Genomic DNA, 15,425 nt, shown 5'->3' with positions numbered 1-15,425 from the left:
GCCCGTCTTCTGGCATTTTATCACCGGTCCGGCACGAAGGATTTGCCGAGCGATGCCGGCGTATTGATGAGAGTCATACGCCGATTTTGAGAAATGATGATAAGCACGATCACTGTCGCCGCATAGGGAAGCATCGACAGAAACTGGGCTGGAATGCCGATGCCGAACGCCTGTGCATGCAGCTGCAGGATCGTCACCGCCCCGAACAGGTAGCCGCCCGCCAATATGCGCCACGGACGCCAGGACGAGAACACCACGAGCGCCAGGGCGATCCAGCCACGGCCGCCGGACATGTTCTCCGTCCATTGCGGCGTATAGATCAGCGACAGCTGCGCGCCAGCCAGCCCGACGCAGGCACCGCCGAACATCACGGCCAGATAGCGCGTCCTGATGACAGGAATGCCGAGGGCATGGGCCGATCCGTGGCTGTCGCCGATGGCTCGGAGTTTAAGCCCCGCCCGGCTGCGGAACAGGAACCAGTTGACGGCGATGACGAGCAAGATGGATACGTAAAAGACGATGTCCTGCTTGAACAGCACGGTGCCGATGTAGGGTATCTGCGACAGCAGCGGGATCTCGATCGGAAGCAGCCGGATGCCGGGAACGCTGACATAGGACTCGCCGATCATGCCGGAGGCGCCGAGCCCCATAATCGTCAGCGCCAGCCCCGTCGCCACCTGGTTTGCCACCAGCGTCAGGGTCAGGAAGCTGAACAGTAGCGAGAAAAATGCGCCGCCGGCAATCCCTGCCAGCAGGCCGATATAGGCGGAGCCGCTCAGTTGTGCTGCGGCGAAGGCGCTGACGGAGCCGATGACCACCATGCCCTCGACGCCGAGATTGAGGACGCCGGCCCGCTCCGTCACCAGTTCGCCGATGGCGGCAATGACGAGCGGAGTCGATGCGGTGATGATGGTCAGCAGGACGGCTTCGAAAAAGGTCATGATGCGGCTCCTGTCCGGGCCCGGATGCGCGACCAGACGATGCGCACCTTGTAGTAGATCAGCGTATCGCAGGAGAGCACGAAGAACAGCAGGAAGCCTTGGAAGACGCGCGTCACCTTGTCCGAAACACCGATCGACAACTGTGCCGCCTCGCCGCCGATGTAGGTGAGCGCCAGGACGAAGCCCGATGCAATGATGCCGAGCGGATTGAGCCTGCCGAGAAAGGCGACGATGATGGCCGTGAAGCCGTAGCTGGGCGAGATATCGGGCTGCAGATGGCCGATGGAGCCTGAAACTTCGGAGATCCCTGCAAGGCCCGCCAGCGCACCCGAGAGGATGAAGCTGAACCAAACCATCTTACGGGGCGAAAAGCCGGCAAACCGCCCTGCCCGTTCGGATTGGCCGAGTACCACGACCTCGAAGCCCTTCAGGGTAAAGCGCATCATGAACCAGATGAGCACCGCCGCAACGATGGCGAATATCAGTCCCCAATGGGCCGTGACGATATCGTCCCAGATCGGCGGCAGCACCTGGTCTGGCGTGAAGTCGCGCGTCCCGTAAAAGCCGTGCCCATCGGGATTGCGCCAGGGACCGCGCGTCAGCCAGTCGAGAAACAGCTGGGCGATATAGGTGAGCATCAGGCTGGTGAGAATTTCGTTGGTGTTGAAATGCGTCTTCAGCAGTGCCGGGATCGTCGCAAACAGGGCGCCGCCGAGCGCGCCCATGACCAGCATCAGCGGCAGGACCAGCGGCGACTGCCAGTCGTAGAAATAGACGGGGATCATCGAGCCAACGATGGCACCGACGCTGTACTGGCCTTCCGCGCCAATGTTCCAGTTGTTCGAGCGGTAGCAGACAGACAGGCCAACGGCGATCAGGATCAGCGGTGCGGCCTTCTTGGCAAGCTCGTTCAGCGACCAGGGATCGAACAGCGGTTCCACCAGCAAGGCATAGAGCGAACCGAGCGGATCCTTGCCGAGGAGCAGGAACATGATGCCCCCGGCAATCAGGGTGAGCAGCAGGGCCAGAAGCGGCGACAGCAGGCCGAACAGCCTGGAGACTTCGCCGCGCTTTTCGAGTTCAATGCGCATGGGCCGGCTCCGCCTCTGTCGACACGCCGTGGGTGCCACCCATCAACAGTCCGATCTTTTCACGTGTCATCTCGCCTGCCGGATAAGACGGGGACAGGTGCCCGTCCGATATGACGGCAATCTCGGTGGCAACCTCGAAGATTTCGTCGAGGTCCTGGCTGATGACCAGCACTGCCGAACCGGCCTTGGCAAGGTCGACCAGGGCCTGGCGGATACGGCTCGCAGCGCCGGCGTCGACGCCCCAGGTGGGCTGGTTGACAACCAGCACGTCCGGCTGGCGGTCGAGTTCGCGGCCGACGATGAATTTCTGCAAGTTGCCGCCGGAGAGCGAGCCGGCCATCGGGTCCTCACCGCTTTTGCGCACGTCCATGGCCGCGGAAATCCGCTTTGTCGCCAGCGTCACCGCAGCGCGGCGAATGATCTGCAACGCGCCTCCGCCGAGAAACGCCTTGCGGTCGGACTGGCTGCGGGCCAGCACCAGATTGTCGGAAAGGCTTAGGGTCGTGACGGCAGCGTGGCCGTGGCGCTCCTCGGGCACGAAACCGGCGCCAAGCAGGCGGCGGGCGGTTATGCCCCTTGTCCCCACCGGCTCGCCGCGGATGAAAATAAGGTCGTCGGAGACCACCGGGAACTCGCCGGAGATGACGTCGAAAAGTTCGCCCTGGCCGTTGCCGGCAACCCCGGCGATTGCAAGGATTTCGCCGGCGCGGACGCGGAGCGACACCTGGCTCAGCGAAATGGCGAACGGCGTGCGCGCGGGCACGGAAAGACCGGCAATCTCGAGCTGGATCTCGCCCTTTTCGCCGCGATCGCCGTGCTTGATGCTGGCAACGTCGCTGCCGACCATCATGCGCGCCAGCGAGCCGGTCGTCTCCTGCTTCGGATCGCAGGCGCCGGTGACGCGCCCGTGGCGCAGCACGGTGGCGCGGTCGCAGATACGCTGCACTTCTTCGAGGCGATGACTAATGTAAAGTACCGAGCGACCTTCCGCACGCAGCTTGAACAGCGTTTCGAACAGGCGATCGGCCTCCTGCGGTGTCAGCACGGAGGTCGGTTCATCGAGAATGATCAGTTTCGGATTCTGCAGCAGTGCCCGGACGATCTCGATCCTCTGGCGTTCGCCAACGGAGAGATCGGCAACGTGGGCATAGGGATCGAGCGGCAGTCCGTACGCCTCTGACAGGGCGGCGGCTTCCTCGGCGATCTTGGCAATCGGGATATTGTCGTCCAGCGAAAGCGCGATGTTCTCGGCCACCGTCAGCGCCTCGAACAGTGAGAAATGCTGGAATACCATGCCGATGCCGAGCCTGCGGGCGTCGCCGGGTGAAGGGATCGACACAGCGTTGCCCTGCCAGACGATATCGCCGTCGCTAGGCTCCAGGACGCCGAACAGCATCTTGACGAGAGTCGACTTGCCGGCGCCGTTTTCACCGAGCAGCGCGTGAATTTCGCCAGGCTGGATGTCGATATCTATTTCGTTGCAGGCAGCGAAACTGCCAAACAGTTTCGTCAGCTTTCGGACCGACAGTAACGCGCCGTTCGGCGACGCATCGGATGACGACACGGATTCCTCATTTTCCCTGCAGCCCTCGTCCTCTCAGGATCTTCTAGGCCTCAGCAGTCTCGTTCCACTCTGTTCTCATGCAACCGCAAGCACGGGCTACGGCGACGTCTGGTTGATATTGATACCGACTTTGTTGCTTTGCACAACAGCAAATAATGCGTCGAAGCTCATCCTGTGGATGAACTTCCCGTCAGCGACGACCGAGTGACGGGAAGAACTGCAGAACGGCACCGATGCAATAGAGATAGATGCCGCTCAGGATGAACAGGACGAGGGCCCACTGGGGCATCACGAAGTCCCTCAGCAACGAAAAGATGCCGAGCGCCGACCACAGCAGGAAAACGAAGAGATTGAGCGGTCGCAGCCGCTTGACGCGCACCGGATGAAGAAAATTGATCGGCAGGAATGTCAGCACGACCGAGAAACTGACGATGACCATGGCGGTCGTCGCTCCGGGCTGGATGACGAAAAGCGTGAATACCACCATGTTCCAGACGACGGGGAAGCCGGAGAAGAAATACTCTTCCGTCTTCATGCCGGTGTCGGCGTAGTAGATCGCGCTCGAGACGACGATCATGCCGGCGGCGGCAAAGGAAAGCGGCTCGCCGATCATGCCGCTCTCGTAAAGCGCAAAGGCCGGCAGCAGGACATAGGTCACATAGTCGATGATGTTGTCGAGCGTATCGCCCGACCAGTTCGGCAGGACCTCCTTGACGCGCACCTTTCTGGCGATGGGACCGTCTATCCCGTCCACCAGCAGTGCCAGCCCGAGCCACCAGAACATCACCACGAAACGATGCTCGGCCGCCGCCACGACGCCGAGGAACGCCAGGAACGAGCCGGAGGCTGTCAGGATGTGGACGGAGAACGCACGGATCTCCGCATAAGGCACCCGCCTGTACTTAAAGATTTTCATGCGTCCCCGTATCGCCACCCTATCAGCCCGTCCCGGCAGGCATGTTTTGCCCAATATGCATCCTTTGTTCAACGCTGCCAGCGCAAAAGCACAATTTATAACCGTTGTGCCCGCCGATTTTCGCTGCCTGCGCCATTTCATCCCATGGATTTCGCCGGTGCGAGAGACTACCTCTGATGCCTGAAACAACAGGACGGGACCTATGGAGCAGATGGATATCACGATTGTCGGCGGTGGCCCTGCTGGCATGATTGCCGCCATTGCGCTTGCCCGCGGTGGCAGGCAAGTTGCCTTCGTCGCGCCGGCGCCGGCTAAAACCGACCGGCGCACCACGGCTTTGATGGACCAGTCGATTCGCTTTCTCGAGAGGCTTGGCGTGTGGCAGGAGATTGCACCGTCCACCGCTGCCTTGACGACCATGCAGATCATCGACGGCACCACCCGCCTCCTGCGCTCGCCCACCGTTGCCTTCCATTCAGCCGAGATCGGCCTCGAGGCATTTGGGTACAACATGCCGAACTCGGTGCTGCTGGCCGCACTTGCCAAAGCTGTCAGTGAGGAACGCAACATTACGTCGATAGAGGCGACAGCTGCTGGCATCGACATCCGCGACGAGGGTGTCATCGTGACGCTCGACACCGGTGAGACCGTGCGATCCGATTTCGTCGTCGGCGCCGATGGTCGGAGTTCGATGGTGAGAGACGCTGCCGACATCTCGGTAAAGACCTGGTCCTACCCACAGTCCGCGATGGTGCTGAATTTCGAGCATTCCCTTCCCCATCGTAACGTCTCTACCGAATTCCACACCGAGAGCGGGCCATTCACGCAAGTGCCCCTTCCCGGCAACCGATCGAGCCTGGTCTGGGTCCAGAAGCCGGACGAGGCTGCGCGCAATGCAGCCAGGACGCCTGAAGATCTCAGCGTCCTCGTCGAGGAACGGATGCAGTCGCTGCTGGGCAAGGTGACGGTCGCGGATGGCGTGCAGGTGTGGCCACTTTCCGGGATGACCGCTGCGCATTTCGGCAAGGGTCGCGCGGCGCTGATCGGCGAGGCCGCCCATGTGTTCCCGCCCATCGGTGCGCAAGGCCTCAACCTCAGCCTGCGCGATATCATGGCGCTCACCGACATTCTTTGCGATAATCCGCAGGAGGCAGTTTCACCGCTTTCAGGCGATCGCTTCGACCGCAAGCGGCGTGCCGATATCCTCAGCCGGACAGCAAGCGTCGATTTGCTCAACCGTTCTCTTCTGTCGGATTTCCTGCCGGTCCAAATGCTTCGCGCAGCCGGATTGCACGTGCTCGCCTCGCTGACGCCACTGCGCAACATCGTCATGCGCGAAGGCATCGAGCCCGGTAAAGGTTTGCGCTTTATCCCCACGTTCCTAATGGAAAAGCTGCGCCGGCAGGCTTCCTGAGCGGATCAAATAGAGGATCGCCGACACCGTGACGATCGAGGCCGCCGTGCTGATAAGGATGGTCGCCGACGCACGCTCCTGCCAGACACCGTATTGCTGGCTCATTACGAAGACATTCGTGGCAGTCGGCAACGCGGCGAGCAGTACGGCGGAATAGATCCAGATTGGCTCTATGCCGCCGACGGCCTCCAGTGCCAGGTAGACGACAAGCGGGTGAAGAATGAGCTTGGCTGGCACGATGTAGCCGATCTCTGCCGGAATACGTCGCAGTGGCCGCAACGCAAGGGTGACACCCATCGCAAACAGGGCGCAAGGCGCTGCAGCCTGCGCGAGATAGTCGACGAACCGGCGGAACGCCAATGGCTGATCCACAGCGGTTGCGGCGGCGACAGATCCCAGCGCCGTGGACAGGATGAAGGGGTGAAACAAGACCTTTCGCGCGACGTCGAAAGCAAGACGCGACTTCGTCCTTTTGTCATTTCCATCGATTGCCATCAGCGCCGGCGCAACGATGAAATGCAACGCATTCTCCAGGCAGACGATCAATGCCACTGGCACTGCAGCCTTCTCGCCAAGCGCCAGCAGCGCCAGGGCCGGCCCCATATAGCCGATATTGCCATAGGCCCCGGCGAAGGCCTGCATCGTACTTTCCGGCAGCGAGTTTCGTCGCACGAACCGCCCGACCAGCAGCAGCAGGACAAAGATGGAATAGGTCGCAGCCAGATCGGTGCCGATGAAGCCGAGGCGCGTCAATTGCTCGATCGGCGTCTGCGACACCAATTTGAAGAAAAGCGCAGGCAGCGCGGCGTAGACGATAAAGGTGTTGAGCCAGCCAAGAGCCTCGGCCGGTTGCTTCGTGATGCGCGCCGCGACGGCACCGATCAGGATCAGGCCGAAAAACGGTAGGAGCAGACCGACAATGTCAGCCATCAGGCATTTCCGATTCGAAAAGCAGGAGAATATTAGTTCGCCTTGCTACCCGATTTGCATGAGGATGGGAAAGGTCTGCTGGAACCAGATCGCGGCTTGACTGACGAAGCCGAAAATGAAGGCCAGCCCGGTCAGCACCAGGAACGCCCCCATCACCTTTTCGACCAGACCGAGATGGCGGCGGAAGCGTGCCAGAAAGCCCATGAAGGCGCCCGAAAATCCGGCGGCAATCCAAAACGGCACGGCAAGGCCCAGCGAATAGACGGCCAACAGCCCTGCTCCGGCACCGACGGTTTCACGCGAGGCGGCAACTCCGAGGATGGCGCCAAGCACCGGGCCGATACACGGCGTCCAGCCGAAGGCAAAGGCCAGACCCATGATATAGGCGCCGGTCCAGGTCGCAGGCTTGCCGCCACCCTGGAACCGCGCCTCCCGCGACAGCAGGCCGAACCGCAAGATGCCGAGGAAATTCAGCCCCATGACGATGATGATGAAGCCGCCGACCTGTGCCAGCAGATCGAGATGCTGGCGCAACATAAGGCCGATAGTCGAGGCCCCGGCCCCGAGCGCCACGAAGACGGTGGAAAAACCCAGCGTGAAGAACAGCGCCGAAAGCAGCACGCCGCCGCGCACCTGCGATCGATCCGTGACCACTGCGTTACCGCCACGAAACTGCTCCACCGAGATACCCGCCATGTAGCAGAGGTAAGGCGGCACCAGCGGCAGGACGCAAGGCGACAGGAAGGACAACGCACCGGCCAGCAGAGCACTGAGCAGCGAAATATCGGCAATCGACACGAAACACTCCAGATCCAGCGAGATCGCCTACCTATCGCCGGCATTCCGCCAAAGCCAATCACCTTTTGAGGAAGGCAGAAGAAAACCGGTTTGTGCGACGAAAAAGCACGATTTTCCGGGTTGACCGCATCGGGACGTCTGCCTATGTTCCGCGCACTTCAGGCAGGGTCGGTTCAGAGACCCAAGGCCAACGGTGGGGCGGGTAGCTCAGCTGGTAGAGCATTCGACTTTTAATCGAATGGTCATGGGTTCGAGTCCCATCCCGCCCACCACTTCAACAATTGTCCGACCCGAGATAAAGCAAATCGCTTGACCGCCGAGGCAGGTGAAGAAGCGATCTCCCGATCCAAATTGATCACCTCAATATCGATTGCCAAGTCAACCAAACAAAGCGTTGACCGCATCGGCGTTTGCGCTGCAGCAAATATCTTCGGCTACCGAGTTGAATCGGCGCATTTAATTCACGCCGCTCGTGGAACAAATCTGCGTGAAGTGCATTTTACGTGGGATTTTACTTAACCGGAGAGAATATTATGCAAGACGCACAAATTGGTTGGATCGCAGCAATTGTTATCGGTGGCCTCGCAGGCTGGCTGGCCGAAATGTTCATGAAGAGCAATACCGGCATCATCATGAACATCATTCTCGGTATCGTCGGCGCTATCGTCGCCAACTTTATCCTCGGCGCACTTCACATCAGCCTCGGCACGGGCTGGATTGCATACTTGATCGCCGGCTTCATCGGCGCTTGCATCCTGATCGCCGTCGGACGTCTTATTCGCCGCTAACCTGACGCACTTCGTTTTGTGGGGAGAACGAAATGACGGAAATATCGATCGCTTCAACCAATCGCAAAGTCAGCCGGGGTCGTCCTTACAGCGTCGCCGAGTTTGCGGAAAAGTACAGTCTCGAAGCAGAAGAGGCTGAGCGCCTCTTCACGAAGTTCGGTCCTTCTTCGACAGAACTGGACCTGCTCATGGCGGCCAAGAGACGGCCGCCGGCTACCGATACGACGGTAGATCGCTAAAGGATTGAACGTATAACGTTTTGCGTCCTAGAAAGGGCCGTGTGTTCGTCGCACGGCCCTTTTGCTGTGCGGTTAGACCACGATCACCCGACGAATGCCCGTTCGATGACGAACTCGCCCGGCTTGTTGTTGGCGCCTTCGTCGAGACCGGCCTTCTCCAGGATTTCCTTCGTCTCTTTCAGCATCTCTGAAGACCCGCAAATCATTCCGCGGTCGATTGCGGGATCGATGGACGGGACGCCAAGATCGGTGAACAGCTTGCCGGAGGAGATGAGATCCGTGATCCGGCCGCGATACTCGAAATCCTCGCGTGTAACAGTCGCGTAGTGGCGAAGCTTCGACCCGACGATCTCGCTCAGCAACTCGTCGTGCTGAATCTCGTGGACGAGATCGAATCCATATTTCAGCTCGGAGATTTCGCGGCAGGTGTGCGTCAGGATGACTTCGTCGAACTTCTCGTAGGTCTCTGGATCGCGGATAAGGCTGGCGAACGGCGCGATGCCGGTACCGGTGGAAAACATATAGAGGCGTTTTCCGGGGGTGAGCGCATCAAGCACCAGCGTACCCGTGGGCTTCTTGCGCATGAGCACCTGATCGCCAGGCTTGATGCCCTGCAGGTGCGACGTCAGGGGACCGTCCAGTACCTTGATGGAGAAGAATTCGAGTTCGTCGGCCCAGGCCGGGCTGGCGATCGAATAGGCCCGGTAAATCGGCTTGCCGTCGACCATCAGACCGATCATCGCGAACTCGCCGGAGCGAAAACGAAAACCCTGCGGCCTCGTCATGGTGAAACGGAAAAGGCGATCGGTATAGTGGGTGACACTCAAAACCGTCTCGGCGAAAACGCCGGCGGGTACGGTCGATGCAAAATCATCTGTCGTCGTGGGGGCGTTCATGCGATTTCAGATCCCATAATGCGTGTGCGACTTCTATCGATCGCAGGCTGATATTCCACAATGCCCGCAATTTGAAGGCATGCCGTTCCGCAATGCAGCGAGGAACGGAAATATGCACCTACTTGTCAAGTTTCAAGCCTGCAGGACACCGCCATGCGGTGAAGCGACAACCAATATCAGGCCGTCTTCGGCGAGATCCGGCGCCAGCTGTAACCCTGCCCTGCCTCTGCCGGCTGGGCCGTCGGCTGGTAGTGGTACTGGATCCCGGGCAGCCTGTTTTCCGAGAGGCGCTTCAAGGCCGTCGCATTGGTCACGGAAAAGCTGTCGAAACCGCAGCGCAGCATCAGCGGCACCTGGTCGATCAGCACGTCTCCCATGGCGCGAACCTCGCCGGCGTAGCCCAGTCGCTGGCGAAGCAGCGAGGCCTGACTGAAGCCACGGCCATCGTTGAACGCCGGAAACGATACCGCGACGATGGCCAGACGATCGAGATAGGGCTCCAGCCGCATGACGTCGTCGGCAGGCTTCAGCAGCACACCGAGACCGACGTCATTGCTTTCCTCGGCCCGTGCCACCAACGTGTCGATGTCGAGCAGCCGGGTCTGGCTTTCCGTCGCTTGGACTTCTTCGGTTTCGGCGACCCAAGGATCGGTGTCGACAAAACCGGTCTCTCTCCAGATACGTGTCATGGTCATCCCCTATGCCGCTTCCGCTGCCGAGCCGTAGAGCGCATCCTTGAAGGGCTGCGGTCCGACGCGCCTGTAGGCGGCGAGGAAAATCTCGGATGGATCCAGCCTCAGGCCGAGATAGGTGTTGACCAGCGTCTCGATGGCGTCGGTCACCTTGTCCGGATCGAAACCGCGACCGATGATTTCTCCGATGGATGTGTTTTCGTCGCCGGAGCCGCCGAGCGTGATCTGGTAAAGCTCCGCGCCCTTTTTCTCGACGCCGAGCAGTCCGATGTGACCGACATGATGATGGCCGCAGGCGTTGATGCAGCCGGAAATCTTGATCTTCAATTCACCGATTTCCGCCTGACGCTCGAACGAGCCGAAGCGCGTCGAAATCTCCTGCGCCAGCGGGATGGAGCGGGCATTTGCCAGCGCGCAATAGTCCAGCCCGGGACAGGCAATGATATCGGTGATCAGACCGGCATTCGCTGTCTCGAGACCGGTGCCCTGCAGTCGGCGATAGACCGATTCCAGATCGGCCAGCGCCACGTGCGGCAGGATCAGGTTCTGCTCATGGCTGACGCGGATCTCGTCGAAGGCGAATTCCTCGGCGATGTCGGCGACGATTTCCATCTGCGCATCGGTCGCATCGCCCGGTATGCCGCCGATCGGCTTCAGGGAGATCGTCACCATGCCATAGTCGGGGTTCTTGTGCGGCTGGACGTTCTGCTGGACCCAGCGGGCAAAATCTGGATCGGCCTTCTTCCAGCGCGCCAGGCTTTCCCAGCCTTCGGGACGCTCCGGCATGTCAGGCAGTGCGAAATAGGATGTTATTGCCTGGACGTCGGCCTCCGGAAGTCTCAGTTCCGTGTCCTTCAGCTGCGCGAACTCGACCTCCACCTGGCGGGCGAGCTCCTCGGCACCGGTCTCGTGCACCAGGATCTTGATGCGCGCCTTGTACTTGTTGTCGCGGCGGCCGTGCAGATTGTACACGCGCATGATGGCCGTCGTGTAGGACAGCAGGTCCTCTTCCGGCAGGAATTCGCGGATCAGCTTGGCGATCATCGGCGTGCGGCCCTGGCCACCGCCGACATAGACGGCAAAACCGATCTCACCCTTTTCGTTCTTCTTCAGGTGCAGGCCGATGTCGTGCACCTGGATAGCGGCACGGTCGCGCTCGGCGCCGGTGACGGCAATCTTGAACTTGCGGGGCAGCAGCGAGAATTCGGGATGAACCGAAGACCACTGGCGCAGGATTTCGGCATAGGGGCGCGGATCGGCAACTTCGTCGGCCGCGGCACCGGCAAAATGGTCTGCGGTGACGTTGCGAATACAGTTGCCAGATGTCTGGATGGCATGCATCTCGACCTTCGACAGGTCGTCGAGAACCGCCGGCATGTCGGAAAGCTTCGGCCAGTTGAACTGCAGGTTCTGGCGCGTGGTGAAGTGGCCGTAACCGCGGTCATAGGTGCGCGCCACATGCGCCAGCATACGCATCTGCTTGGAGCTAAGCGTGCCGTAGGGAATGGCGATGCGCAGCATGTACGCGTGGAGCTGCAGATATACGCCGTTCATCAGGCGCAGCGGCTTGAAGGCATCCTCGGACAGTTCGCCGGAGAGCCGGCGCTCGACCTGATCGCGAAACTGGGCGACGCGTTCGGCGACAAAGGCATGGTCAAATTCGTCGTAGCGATACATCGTCTTCCTCAGGCATCAATGAATTTGGGATCGGCGACCGGATAGCCCGGTGCGTATTCCATGGTCGGGCCCTCGGCGCGGATGCGCTCGCGAAGACGCAACGGCCACAGGACACCGTCCGTTTCTTGAACGTCGATGAGATTGACGTCAACGACCTTGTTATCCGCATAGGACTGTTTGCCAATCGCCTCGAGGGCAGCCACAGCCTCGGCATGGCGCGCGACAAGCGCTTCCTGCAAAGACGTGGCCCACTGGCCGTTGGCGTCAAGCCAGACGGAAATGCCGTCCGTCAGGCGGTTAGCGGTCAGGACCTTGTCTGCCATCTCAGTTCCTTGCACGTTCTTGAGCCACGGACTGCTGGTGCACCAGCGGCTCGGAGTGATCGAAATTGGCGCCCGCCACGGCTTCGCCGATGATGACCATGACCGGACCGGTGAGTTCATCGCGGAACTCCAGATCCGGAAGATCCTTCAGCGTGCCGTGCAACAGGCGGCGATCGGCACGGCTGGCGTTCTCGATGACAGCGACCGTCGTCTCCGCCGGAAGTCCGGCCTCCATCAGCCGGCCGGCGACCGAGGCGGCCACAGTACGTCCCATGTAGACGGCGATGGTGGCGCCCGATATCGCCAGGCTTGCCCAATCCGGCAAGGCGTCGCCGGTAAGGTCGTGGCCTGTCGTGAAAACCAGCGACGAGGCGACGCCGCGCAATGTCAGCGGCAGCTGGAAATCCGCGGCCGCAGCCAGGGCAGAGGTTATGCCGGGAACAATTTCATAGGATATGCCAGCTGCCCGAAGTGCGGCCATTTCCTCGGCAGCACGCCCGTAGATCAGCGGATCGCCCGATTTCAGGCGCACGACCCGCTTGCCATCGCGACCGAGCTGTACCAGCAGGTCGTTGATTTCGGCTTGCGACTTTGAATGGCAGCCCTTGCGCTTGCCCACCGACAGGCGCTCTGCATCGCGGCGGCCCATGTCGACGATCGCCTGCGGCACAAGCGCATCATAGACCAGCACATCGGCTTCCATCATCACCCGCTGGGCGCGCAGCGTCAGCAAGTCTTCGGCACCGGGTCCTGCGCCAACCAGCCAGACGTGCCCCTCGGCGCGCCCGGATTGTGCGAGCAGCCCGTCTGCAACATGCTGTGCCTGCGTGACATCGCCGGTGGCCATGGCATCGGCGACGCCGCCTGAGAAGAAGCGCCTCCAGAAGATGCGGCGTGCCACACCCTTCGGTATGCGTTCCTCCACAGCCTTGCGATAGCTGATTGCCAGTTGCGCGAGCCGGCCGAGAGATGGAGAGAGCAATTGATCGACCTGGGCACGGACCATCTGCGCCAGCACCGGACCCGCCCCTTCCGTGCCTATGGCAACGGCAAGCGGAGCGCGATTGACGATGGCAGGCGTATAGAAGTCGCATTGATCCGGTTGGTCGACGGCGTTGACCACAATTCTTGCCGCGCGCGCGGCTTCCGCGATGCGCCGGTCGAGTGCGCCGTCGCCGGTTGCCGCAAAGACGAGCACGGCCCCCTCCATCAATTCTGGCGCAAAGGGCTTCCGATGGGTTTCGATGCCGTTCGATTCGAGAAAGGCGGCGTAGTCATCTGCAGGATCGTCGGCATAGGCGACGATCTTGGCACGGGTGTTCGATAGAAGCCTCGCCTTGGCGAAAGCCTCGTCACCGTTGCCGAATACGGCTGCAATCCGTCCTTCCACGCGCATGAAAGCCGGAAACACTGAAAGCTGCTTATTCCAGGAAAGCATTATCAATCCACTTCGAGAGTGCCCGAATATGGCTCTTGTCAGCGGGAAATTGAAGAAACAGAAATTCCAATAGCGGAAGCCCTGCGTATTCTTTTACCAGACAATCACCGCCTTGGAGTAAAACTCACCGGCCGTCTTGACCAGATCGGCGATTTTTATTCTCTGTGACAAAGAATGTCCATTCGCCATTTTCGCTTTCATCCGGGGGTTTTGTGCGGCTAAGGTCAGGAAACCTCGTCCAAGGAGATCCCCGCGTGCCATCCAATATCGTCGCCCGTCTCCTCGATGTCATCGAGCAGAGCATCCTTCCCCTGACGGAAAAAGGCGTTGCCGACGGCAACAAGGTCTTTGGCGCGGCCATCCTGCGCAAGTCTGACCTCTCGCTCGTCGTTGCCGCCACCAACAACGAGATGGAAAACCCGCTCTGGCACGGAGAAGTTCACACGCTGAAGCGGTTCTACGAGATGGGCGAAACGCCCGATACCAAGGAGCTGATCTTCCTGTCGACTCACGAACCCTGCAGCATGTGCATGTCGGCAATCACCTGGGCGGGGTTCGACAATTTCTACTATTTCTTCAGCCACGAGGACTCGCGCGATGCCTTCGCCATACCCCACGACCTGAAGATCCTGAGCGAAGTTTTCGGTCTCGAGCCCGGCGGTTACCGCAAGCAGAACGCCTTCTGGAATTCCTTTGCCATCGCCGACCTCGTCGCCATCGAACCGGAGCCAGTCAAGGCGGCGCTCGAGGCACAGACAGCGCGGATCAAAGCCGTCTACGATCAACTTTCGGACAGCTATCAGGCGACGAAAGACGACAACGCCATCCCCCTCAACTGACGATCGAAAAGTGACCGAGAAATCGTGATGGAAGCTTCCAAGGACATTTCGCGCCTGATCGAGATCATGGCAGCACTGCGCGATCCGCAAACCGGCTGCCCCTGGGATATCGTCCAGACGTTCGAAAGCATCAAACCATATACAATCGAAGAGGCTTACGAAGTTTCGGACGCTATCGAGCGCAACGACATGGACGATCTCTGTGACGAGCTCGGCGACCTCCTGCTGCAGGTTGTGTTTCACGCCCGCATGGCGGAAGAAGCCGGGGAGTTTTCATTCGGCGACGTGGTTGAGGCCATTACGGCCAAGATGGTGCGGCGCCATCCGCATGTCTTTGCCGTGTCCGACGCATCCACGCCCGGCGCCGTAAAGCTGCAGTGGGATCAGATCAAGACTGAGGAAAAGCGGCTCCGGGCAGAACGGCGCGCCAAGCGCGGATCGAAGGCCGATCCGGACGCCGGCTATCTCGGTTCAGTGCAGCGCAGCTTTCCGGCACTGACGGAAGCCCTCAAGCTGCAGGAGCGCTCCGCCAAGGTCGGCTTCGACTGGTCCACGGCAGAACCTATCCTCGACAAGATCGAGGAGGAAATTGCTGAATTGCGCGAGGCGCTAAGAGAGGGCGACCGGGCCAAGGTCCGCGACGAGCTCGGCGATCTCATCTTTGCCGTCGTCAATGTCGGTCGGCATGTCGATGCCGATCCGGAGCAGGCGCTGCGCGGCACCAACGCCAAATTCCGCCGCCGCTTCGGCCATATCGAGCGCACGCTTCAGGCAGAAGGCGAAACGCTGGAAGCAGCGACACTGGAGAGAATGGAAGAACTCTGGGAAGCGGCGAAGGCAATCGAGCGGCAGCTGACTTGAGCTGCAGTCCCGAATAGT

17 protein-coding genes and 1 tRNA gene are annotated in these 15,425 nt (G+C 60.5%); 7 read left to right on the top strand and 11 right to left on the bottom strand.

Annotated features, from left to right (window positions below; translation table 11 throughout):
* Positions 1 to 20: 20 nt before the first annotated feature.
* The 4 genes from J5289_RS10490 to pcsA all read right to left on the bottom strand — a co-directional run bounded on the left by J5289_RS10490 (position 21) and on the right by pcsA (position 4,512).
* Positions 21 to 941, bottom strand: coding sequence for an ABC transporter permease (locus J5289_RS10490; RefSeq protein ID WP_209206566.1), 921 nt, complete (start codon positions 939 to 941; stop codon positions 21 to 23).
* The gene (locus tag J5289_RS10485) at positions 938 to 2,032 is read right to left on the bottom strand and encodes an ABC transporter permease (protein ID WP_209183694.1); all 1,095 of its coding nucleotides are present in this window, start codon (positions 2,030 to 2,032) and stop codon (positions 938 to 940) included. The genes J5289_RS10490 and J5289_RS10485 overlap by 4 nt, the downstream gene beginning before the upstream one ends.
* A complete protein-coding gene (locus J5289_RS10480) occupies positions 2,022 to 3,596 on the bottom strand; it encodes an ABC transporter ATP-binding protein (protein WP_209183693.1) in 1,575 nt (524 codons plus the stop codon). The genes J5289_RS10485 and J5289_RS10480 overlap by 11 nt, the downstream gene beginning before the upstream one ends.
* Positions 3,597 to 3,786: 190 nt before the next feature.
* Complete coding sequence (gene pcsA, locus J5289_RS10475) at positions 3,787 to 4,512, bottom strand: phosphatidylcholine synthase (protein WP_209187454.1); 726 nt, start codon at positions 4,510 to 4,512, stop codon at positions 3,787 to 3,789.
* A 202-nt stretch (positions 4,513 to 4,714) separates the two neighbouring features.
* On the opposite strand from pcsA, the gene J5289_RS10470 reads away from it, so the two are divergent.
* Positions 4,715 to 5,926 (top strand): UbiH/UbiF family hydroxylase, encoded by a 1,212-nt coding sequence (locus J5289_RS10470; protein WP_209183691.1) that lies wholly within the window; start codon positions 4,715 to 4,717, stop codon positions 5,924 to 5,926.
* On the opposite strand, the gene J5289_RS10465 is transcribed toward J5289_RS10470, so the two are convergent.
* Entirely contained in the window at positions 5,894 to 6,856 is a 963-nt protein-coding gene (locus tag J5289_RS10465) for an AEC family transporter (protein ID WP_209183690.1), read from the bottom strand. The two genes, J5289_RS10470 and J5289_RS10465, sit on opposite strands and share 33 nt — an antisense overlap.
* Positions 6,857 to 6,901: 45 nt before the next feature.
* Positions 6,902 to 7,654, bottom strand: a complete 753-nt coding sequence (locus J5289_RS10460; RefSeq protein WP_209183689.1) for a cytochrome c biogenesis CcdA family protein — start codon at positions 7,652 to 7,654, stop codon at positions 6,902 to 6,904.
* A gap of 196 nt (positions 7,655 to 7,850) precedes the next feature.
* Here J5289_RS10460 and J5289_RS10455 point away from each other — a divergent pair.
* The 4 genes from J5289_RS10455 to J5289_RS10440 all read left to right on the top strand — a co-directional run bounded on the left by J5289_RS10455 (position 7,851) and on the right by J5289_RS10440 (position 8,681).
* Positions 7,851 to 7,926, top strand: a tRNA-Lys gene (locus J5289_RS10455).
* A gap of 37 nt (positions 7,927 to 7,963) precedes the next feature.
* Positions 7,964 to 8,173: a hypothetical protein gene (locus J5289_RS10450; protein ID WP_209183688.1), complete on the top strand. Its 210-nt coding sequence runs from the start codon at positions 7,964 to 7,966 to the stop codon at positions 8,171 to 8,173.
* 14 nt (positions 8,174 to 8,187) lie between these two features.
* Positions 8,188 to 8,442: a GlsB/YeaQ/YmgE family stress response membrane protein gene (locus J5289_RS10445; RefSeq protein WP_111215590.1), complete on the top strand. Its 255-nt coding sequence runs from the start codon at positions 8,188 to 8,190 to the stop codon at positions 8,440 to 8,442.
* Between the two features lie 32 nt (positions 8,443 to 8,474).
* Positions 8,475 to 8,681: a hypothetical protein gene (locus J5289_RS10440; RefSeq protein ID WP_209183687.1), complete on the top strand. Its 207-nt coding sequence runs from the start codon at positions 8,475 to 8,477 to the stop codon at positions 8,679 to 8,681.
* Positions 8,682 to 8,764: 83 nt separating this feature from the next.
* Here J5289_RS10440 and J5289_RS10435 read toward each other — a convergent pair whose 3' ends face one another.
* From J5289_RS10435 to cysG, 5 genes are all read right to left on the bottom strand, one after another.
* Positions 8,765 to 9,577: a ferredoxin--NADP reductase gene (locus J5289_RS10435; RefSeq protein ID WP_209183686.1), complete on the bottom strand. Its 813-nt coding sequence runs from the start codon at positions 9,575 to 9,577 to the stop codon at positions 8,765 to 8,767.
* Positions 9,578 to 9,753: 176 nt separating this feature from the next.
* Complete coding sequence (locus J5289_RS10430) at positions 9,754 to 10,266, bottom strand: DUF934 domain-containing protein (RefSeq protein ID WP_209183685.1); 513 nt, start codon at positions 10,264 to 10,266, stop codon at positions 9,754 to 9,756.
* Between the two features lie 9 nt (positions 10,267 to 10,275).
* On the bottom strand, positions 10,276 to 11,946 hold the full coding sequence (locus J5289_RS10425; RefSeq protein WP_209183684.1) for a nitrite/sulfite reductase: 1,671 nt from the start codon (positions 11,944 to 11,946) through the stop codon (positions 10,276 to 10,278).
* An 8-nt stretch (positions 11,947 to 11,954) separates the two neighbouring features.
* Positions 11,955 to 12,269 carry a DUF2849 domain-containing protein gene (locus tag J5289_RS10420; protein ID WP_142822590.1) on the bottom strand — a complete coding sequence of 105 codons (315 nt, stop codon included), beginning with the start codon at positions 12,267 to 12,269 and terminating at the stop codon, positions 11,955 to 11,957.
* A gap of 1 nt (position 12,270) precedes the next feature.
* A complete protein-coding gene (cysG, locus tag J5289_RS10415; protein ID WP_209183683.1) occupies positions 12,271 to 13,707 on the bottom strand; it encodes a siroheme synthase CysG in 1,437 nt (478 codons plus the stop codon).
* Positions 13,708 to 13,961: 254 nt separating this feature from the next.
* Here cysG and J5289_RS10410 point away from each other — a divergent pair, with 254 nt between their 5' ends.
* Together J5289_RS10410 and mazG are read left to right on the top strand one after the other, a co-directional pair.
* On the top strand, positions 13,962 to 14,546 hold the full coding sequence (locus tag J5289_RS10410) for a deaminase (RefSeq protein ID WP_209183682.1): 585 nt from the start codon (positions 13,962 to 13,964) through the stop codon (positions 14,544 to 14,546).
* Positions 14,547 to 14,573: 27 nt separating this feature from the next.
* Positions 14,574 to 15,407 (top strand): nucleoside triphosphate pyrophosphohydrolase, encoded by an 834-nt coding sequence (gene mazG / locus J5289_RS10405; RefSeq protein WP_209183681.1) that lies wholly within the window; start codon positions 14,574 to 14,576, stop codon positions 15,405 to 15,407.
* Positions 15,408 to 15,425 lie beyond the last annotated feature (18 nt).

This window comes from Rhizobium sp. B230/85, assembly GCF_019355735.1.
Lineage (GTDB): Bacteria > Pseudomonadota > Alphaproteobacteria > Rhizobiales > Rhizobiaceae > Rhizobium > Rhizobium rhododendri.
Note: the sequence above shows the minus strand (reverse complement) of the source record. Positions and strands in the feature narration are given on the sequence as shown.

What these genes read in the sequence shown, in the direction of transcription:
- J5289_RS10430 (WP_209183685.1), bottom strand. Translation starts at nt 10,266, where the DNA reads ATGACACGTATCTGGAGAGAGACCGGTTTTGTCGACACCGATCCTTGG.
- J5289_RS10440 (WP_209183687.1), top strand. Translation starts at nt 8,475, where the DNA reads ATGACGGAAATATCGATCGCTTCAACCAATCGCAAAGTCAGCCGGGGT.
- J5289_RS10485 (WP_209183694.1), bottom strand. Translation starts at nt 2,032, where the DNA reads ATGCGCATTGAACTCGAAAAGCGCGGCGAAGTCTCCAGGCTGTTCGGC.
- J5289_RS10425 (WP_209183684.1), bottom strand. Translation starts at nt 11,946, where the DNA reads ATGTATCGCTACGACGAATTTGACCATGCCTTTGTCGCCGAACGCGTC.
- J5289_RS10420 (WP_142822590.1), bottom strand. Translation starts at nt 12,269, where the DNA reads ATGGCAGACAAGGTCCTGACCGCTAACCGCCTGACGGACGGCATTTCC.
- cysG (WP_209183683.1), bottom strand. Translation starts at nt 13,707, where the DNA reads ATGCTTTCCTGGAATAAGCAGCTTTCAGTGTTTCCGGCTTTCATGCGC.
- J5289_RS10435 (WP_209183686.1), bottom strand. Translation starts at nt 9,577, where the DNA reads ATGAACGCCCCCACGACGACAGATGATTTTGCATCGACCGTACCCGCC.
- J5289_RS10445 (WP_111215590.1), top strand. Translation starts at nt 8,188, where the DNA reads ATGCAAGACGCACAAATTGGTTGGATCGCAGCAATTGTTATCGGTGGC.
- J5289_RS10465 (WP_209183690.1), bottom strand. Translation starts at nt 6,856, where the DNA reads ATGGCTGACATTGTCGGTCTGCTCCTACCGTTTTTCGGCCTGATCCTG.
- mazG (WP_209183681.1), top strand. Translation starts at nt 14,574, where the DNA reads ATGGAAGCTTCCAAGGACATTTCGCGCCTGATCGAGATCATGGCAGCA.
- J5289_RS10470 (WP_209183691.1), top strand. Translation starts at nt 4,715, where the DNA reads ATGGAGCAGATGGATATCACGATTGTCGGCGGTGGCCCTGCTGGCATG.
- J5289_RS10490 (WP_209206566.1), bottom strand. Translation starts at nt 941, where the DNA reads ATGACCTTTTTCGAAGCCGTCCTGCTGACCATCATCACCGCATCGACT.
- pcsA (WP_209187454.1), bottom strand. Translation starts at nt 4,512, where the DNA reads ATGAAAATCTTTAAGTACAGGCGGGTGCCTTATGCGGAGATCCGTGCG.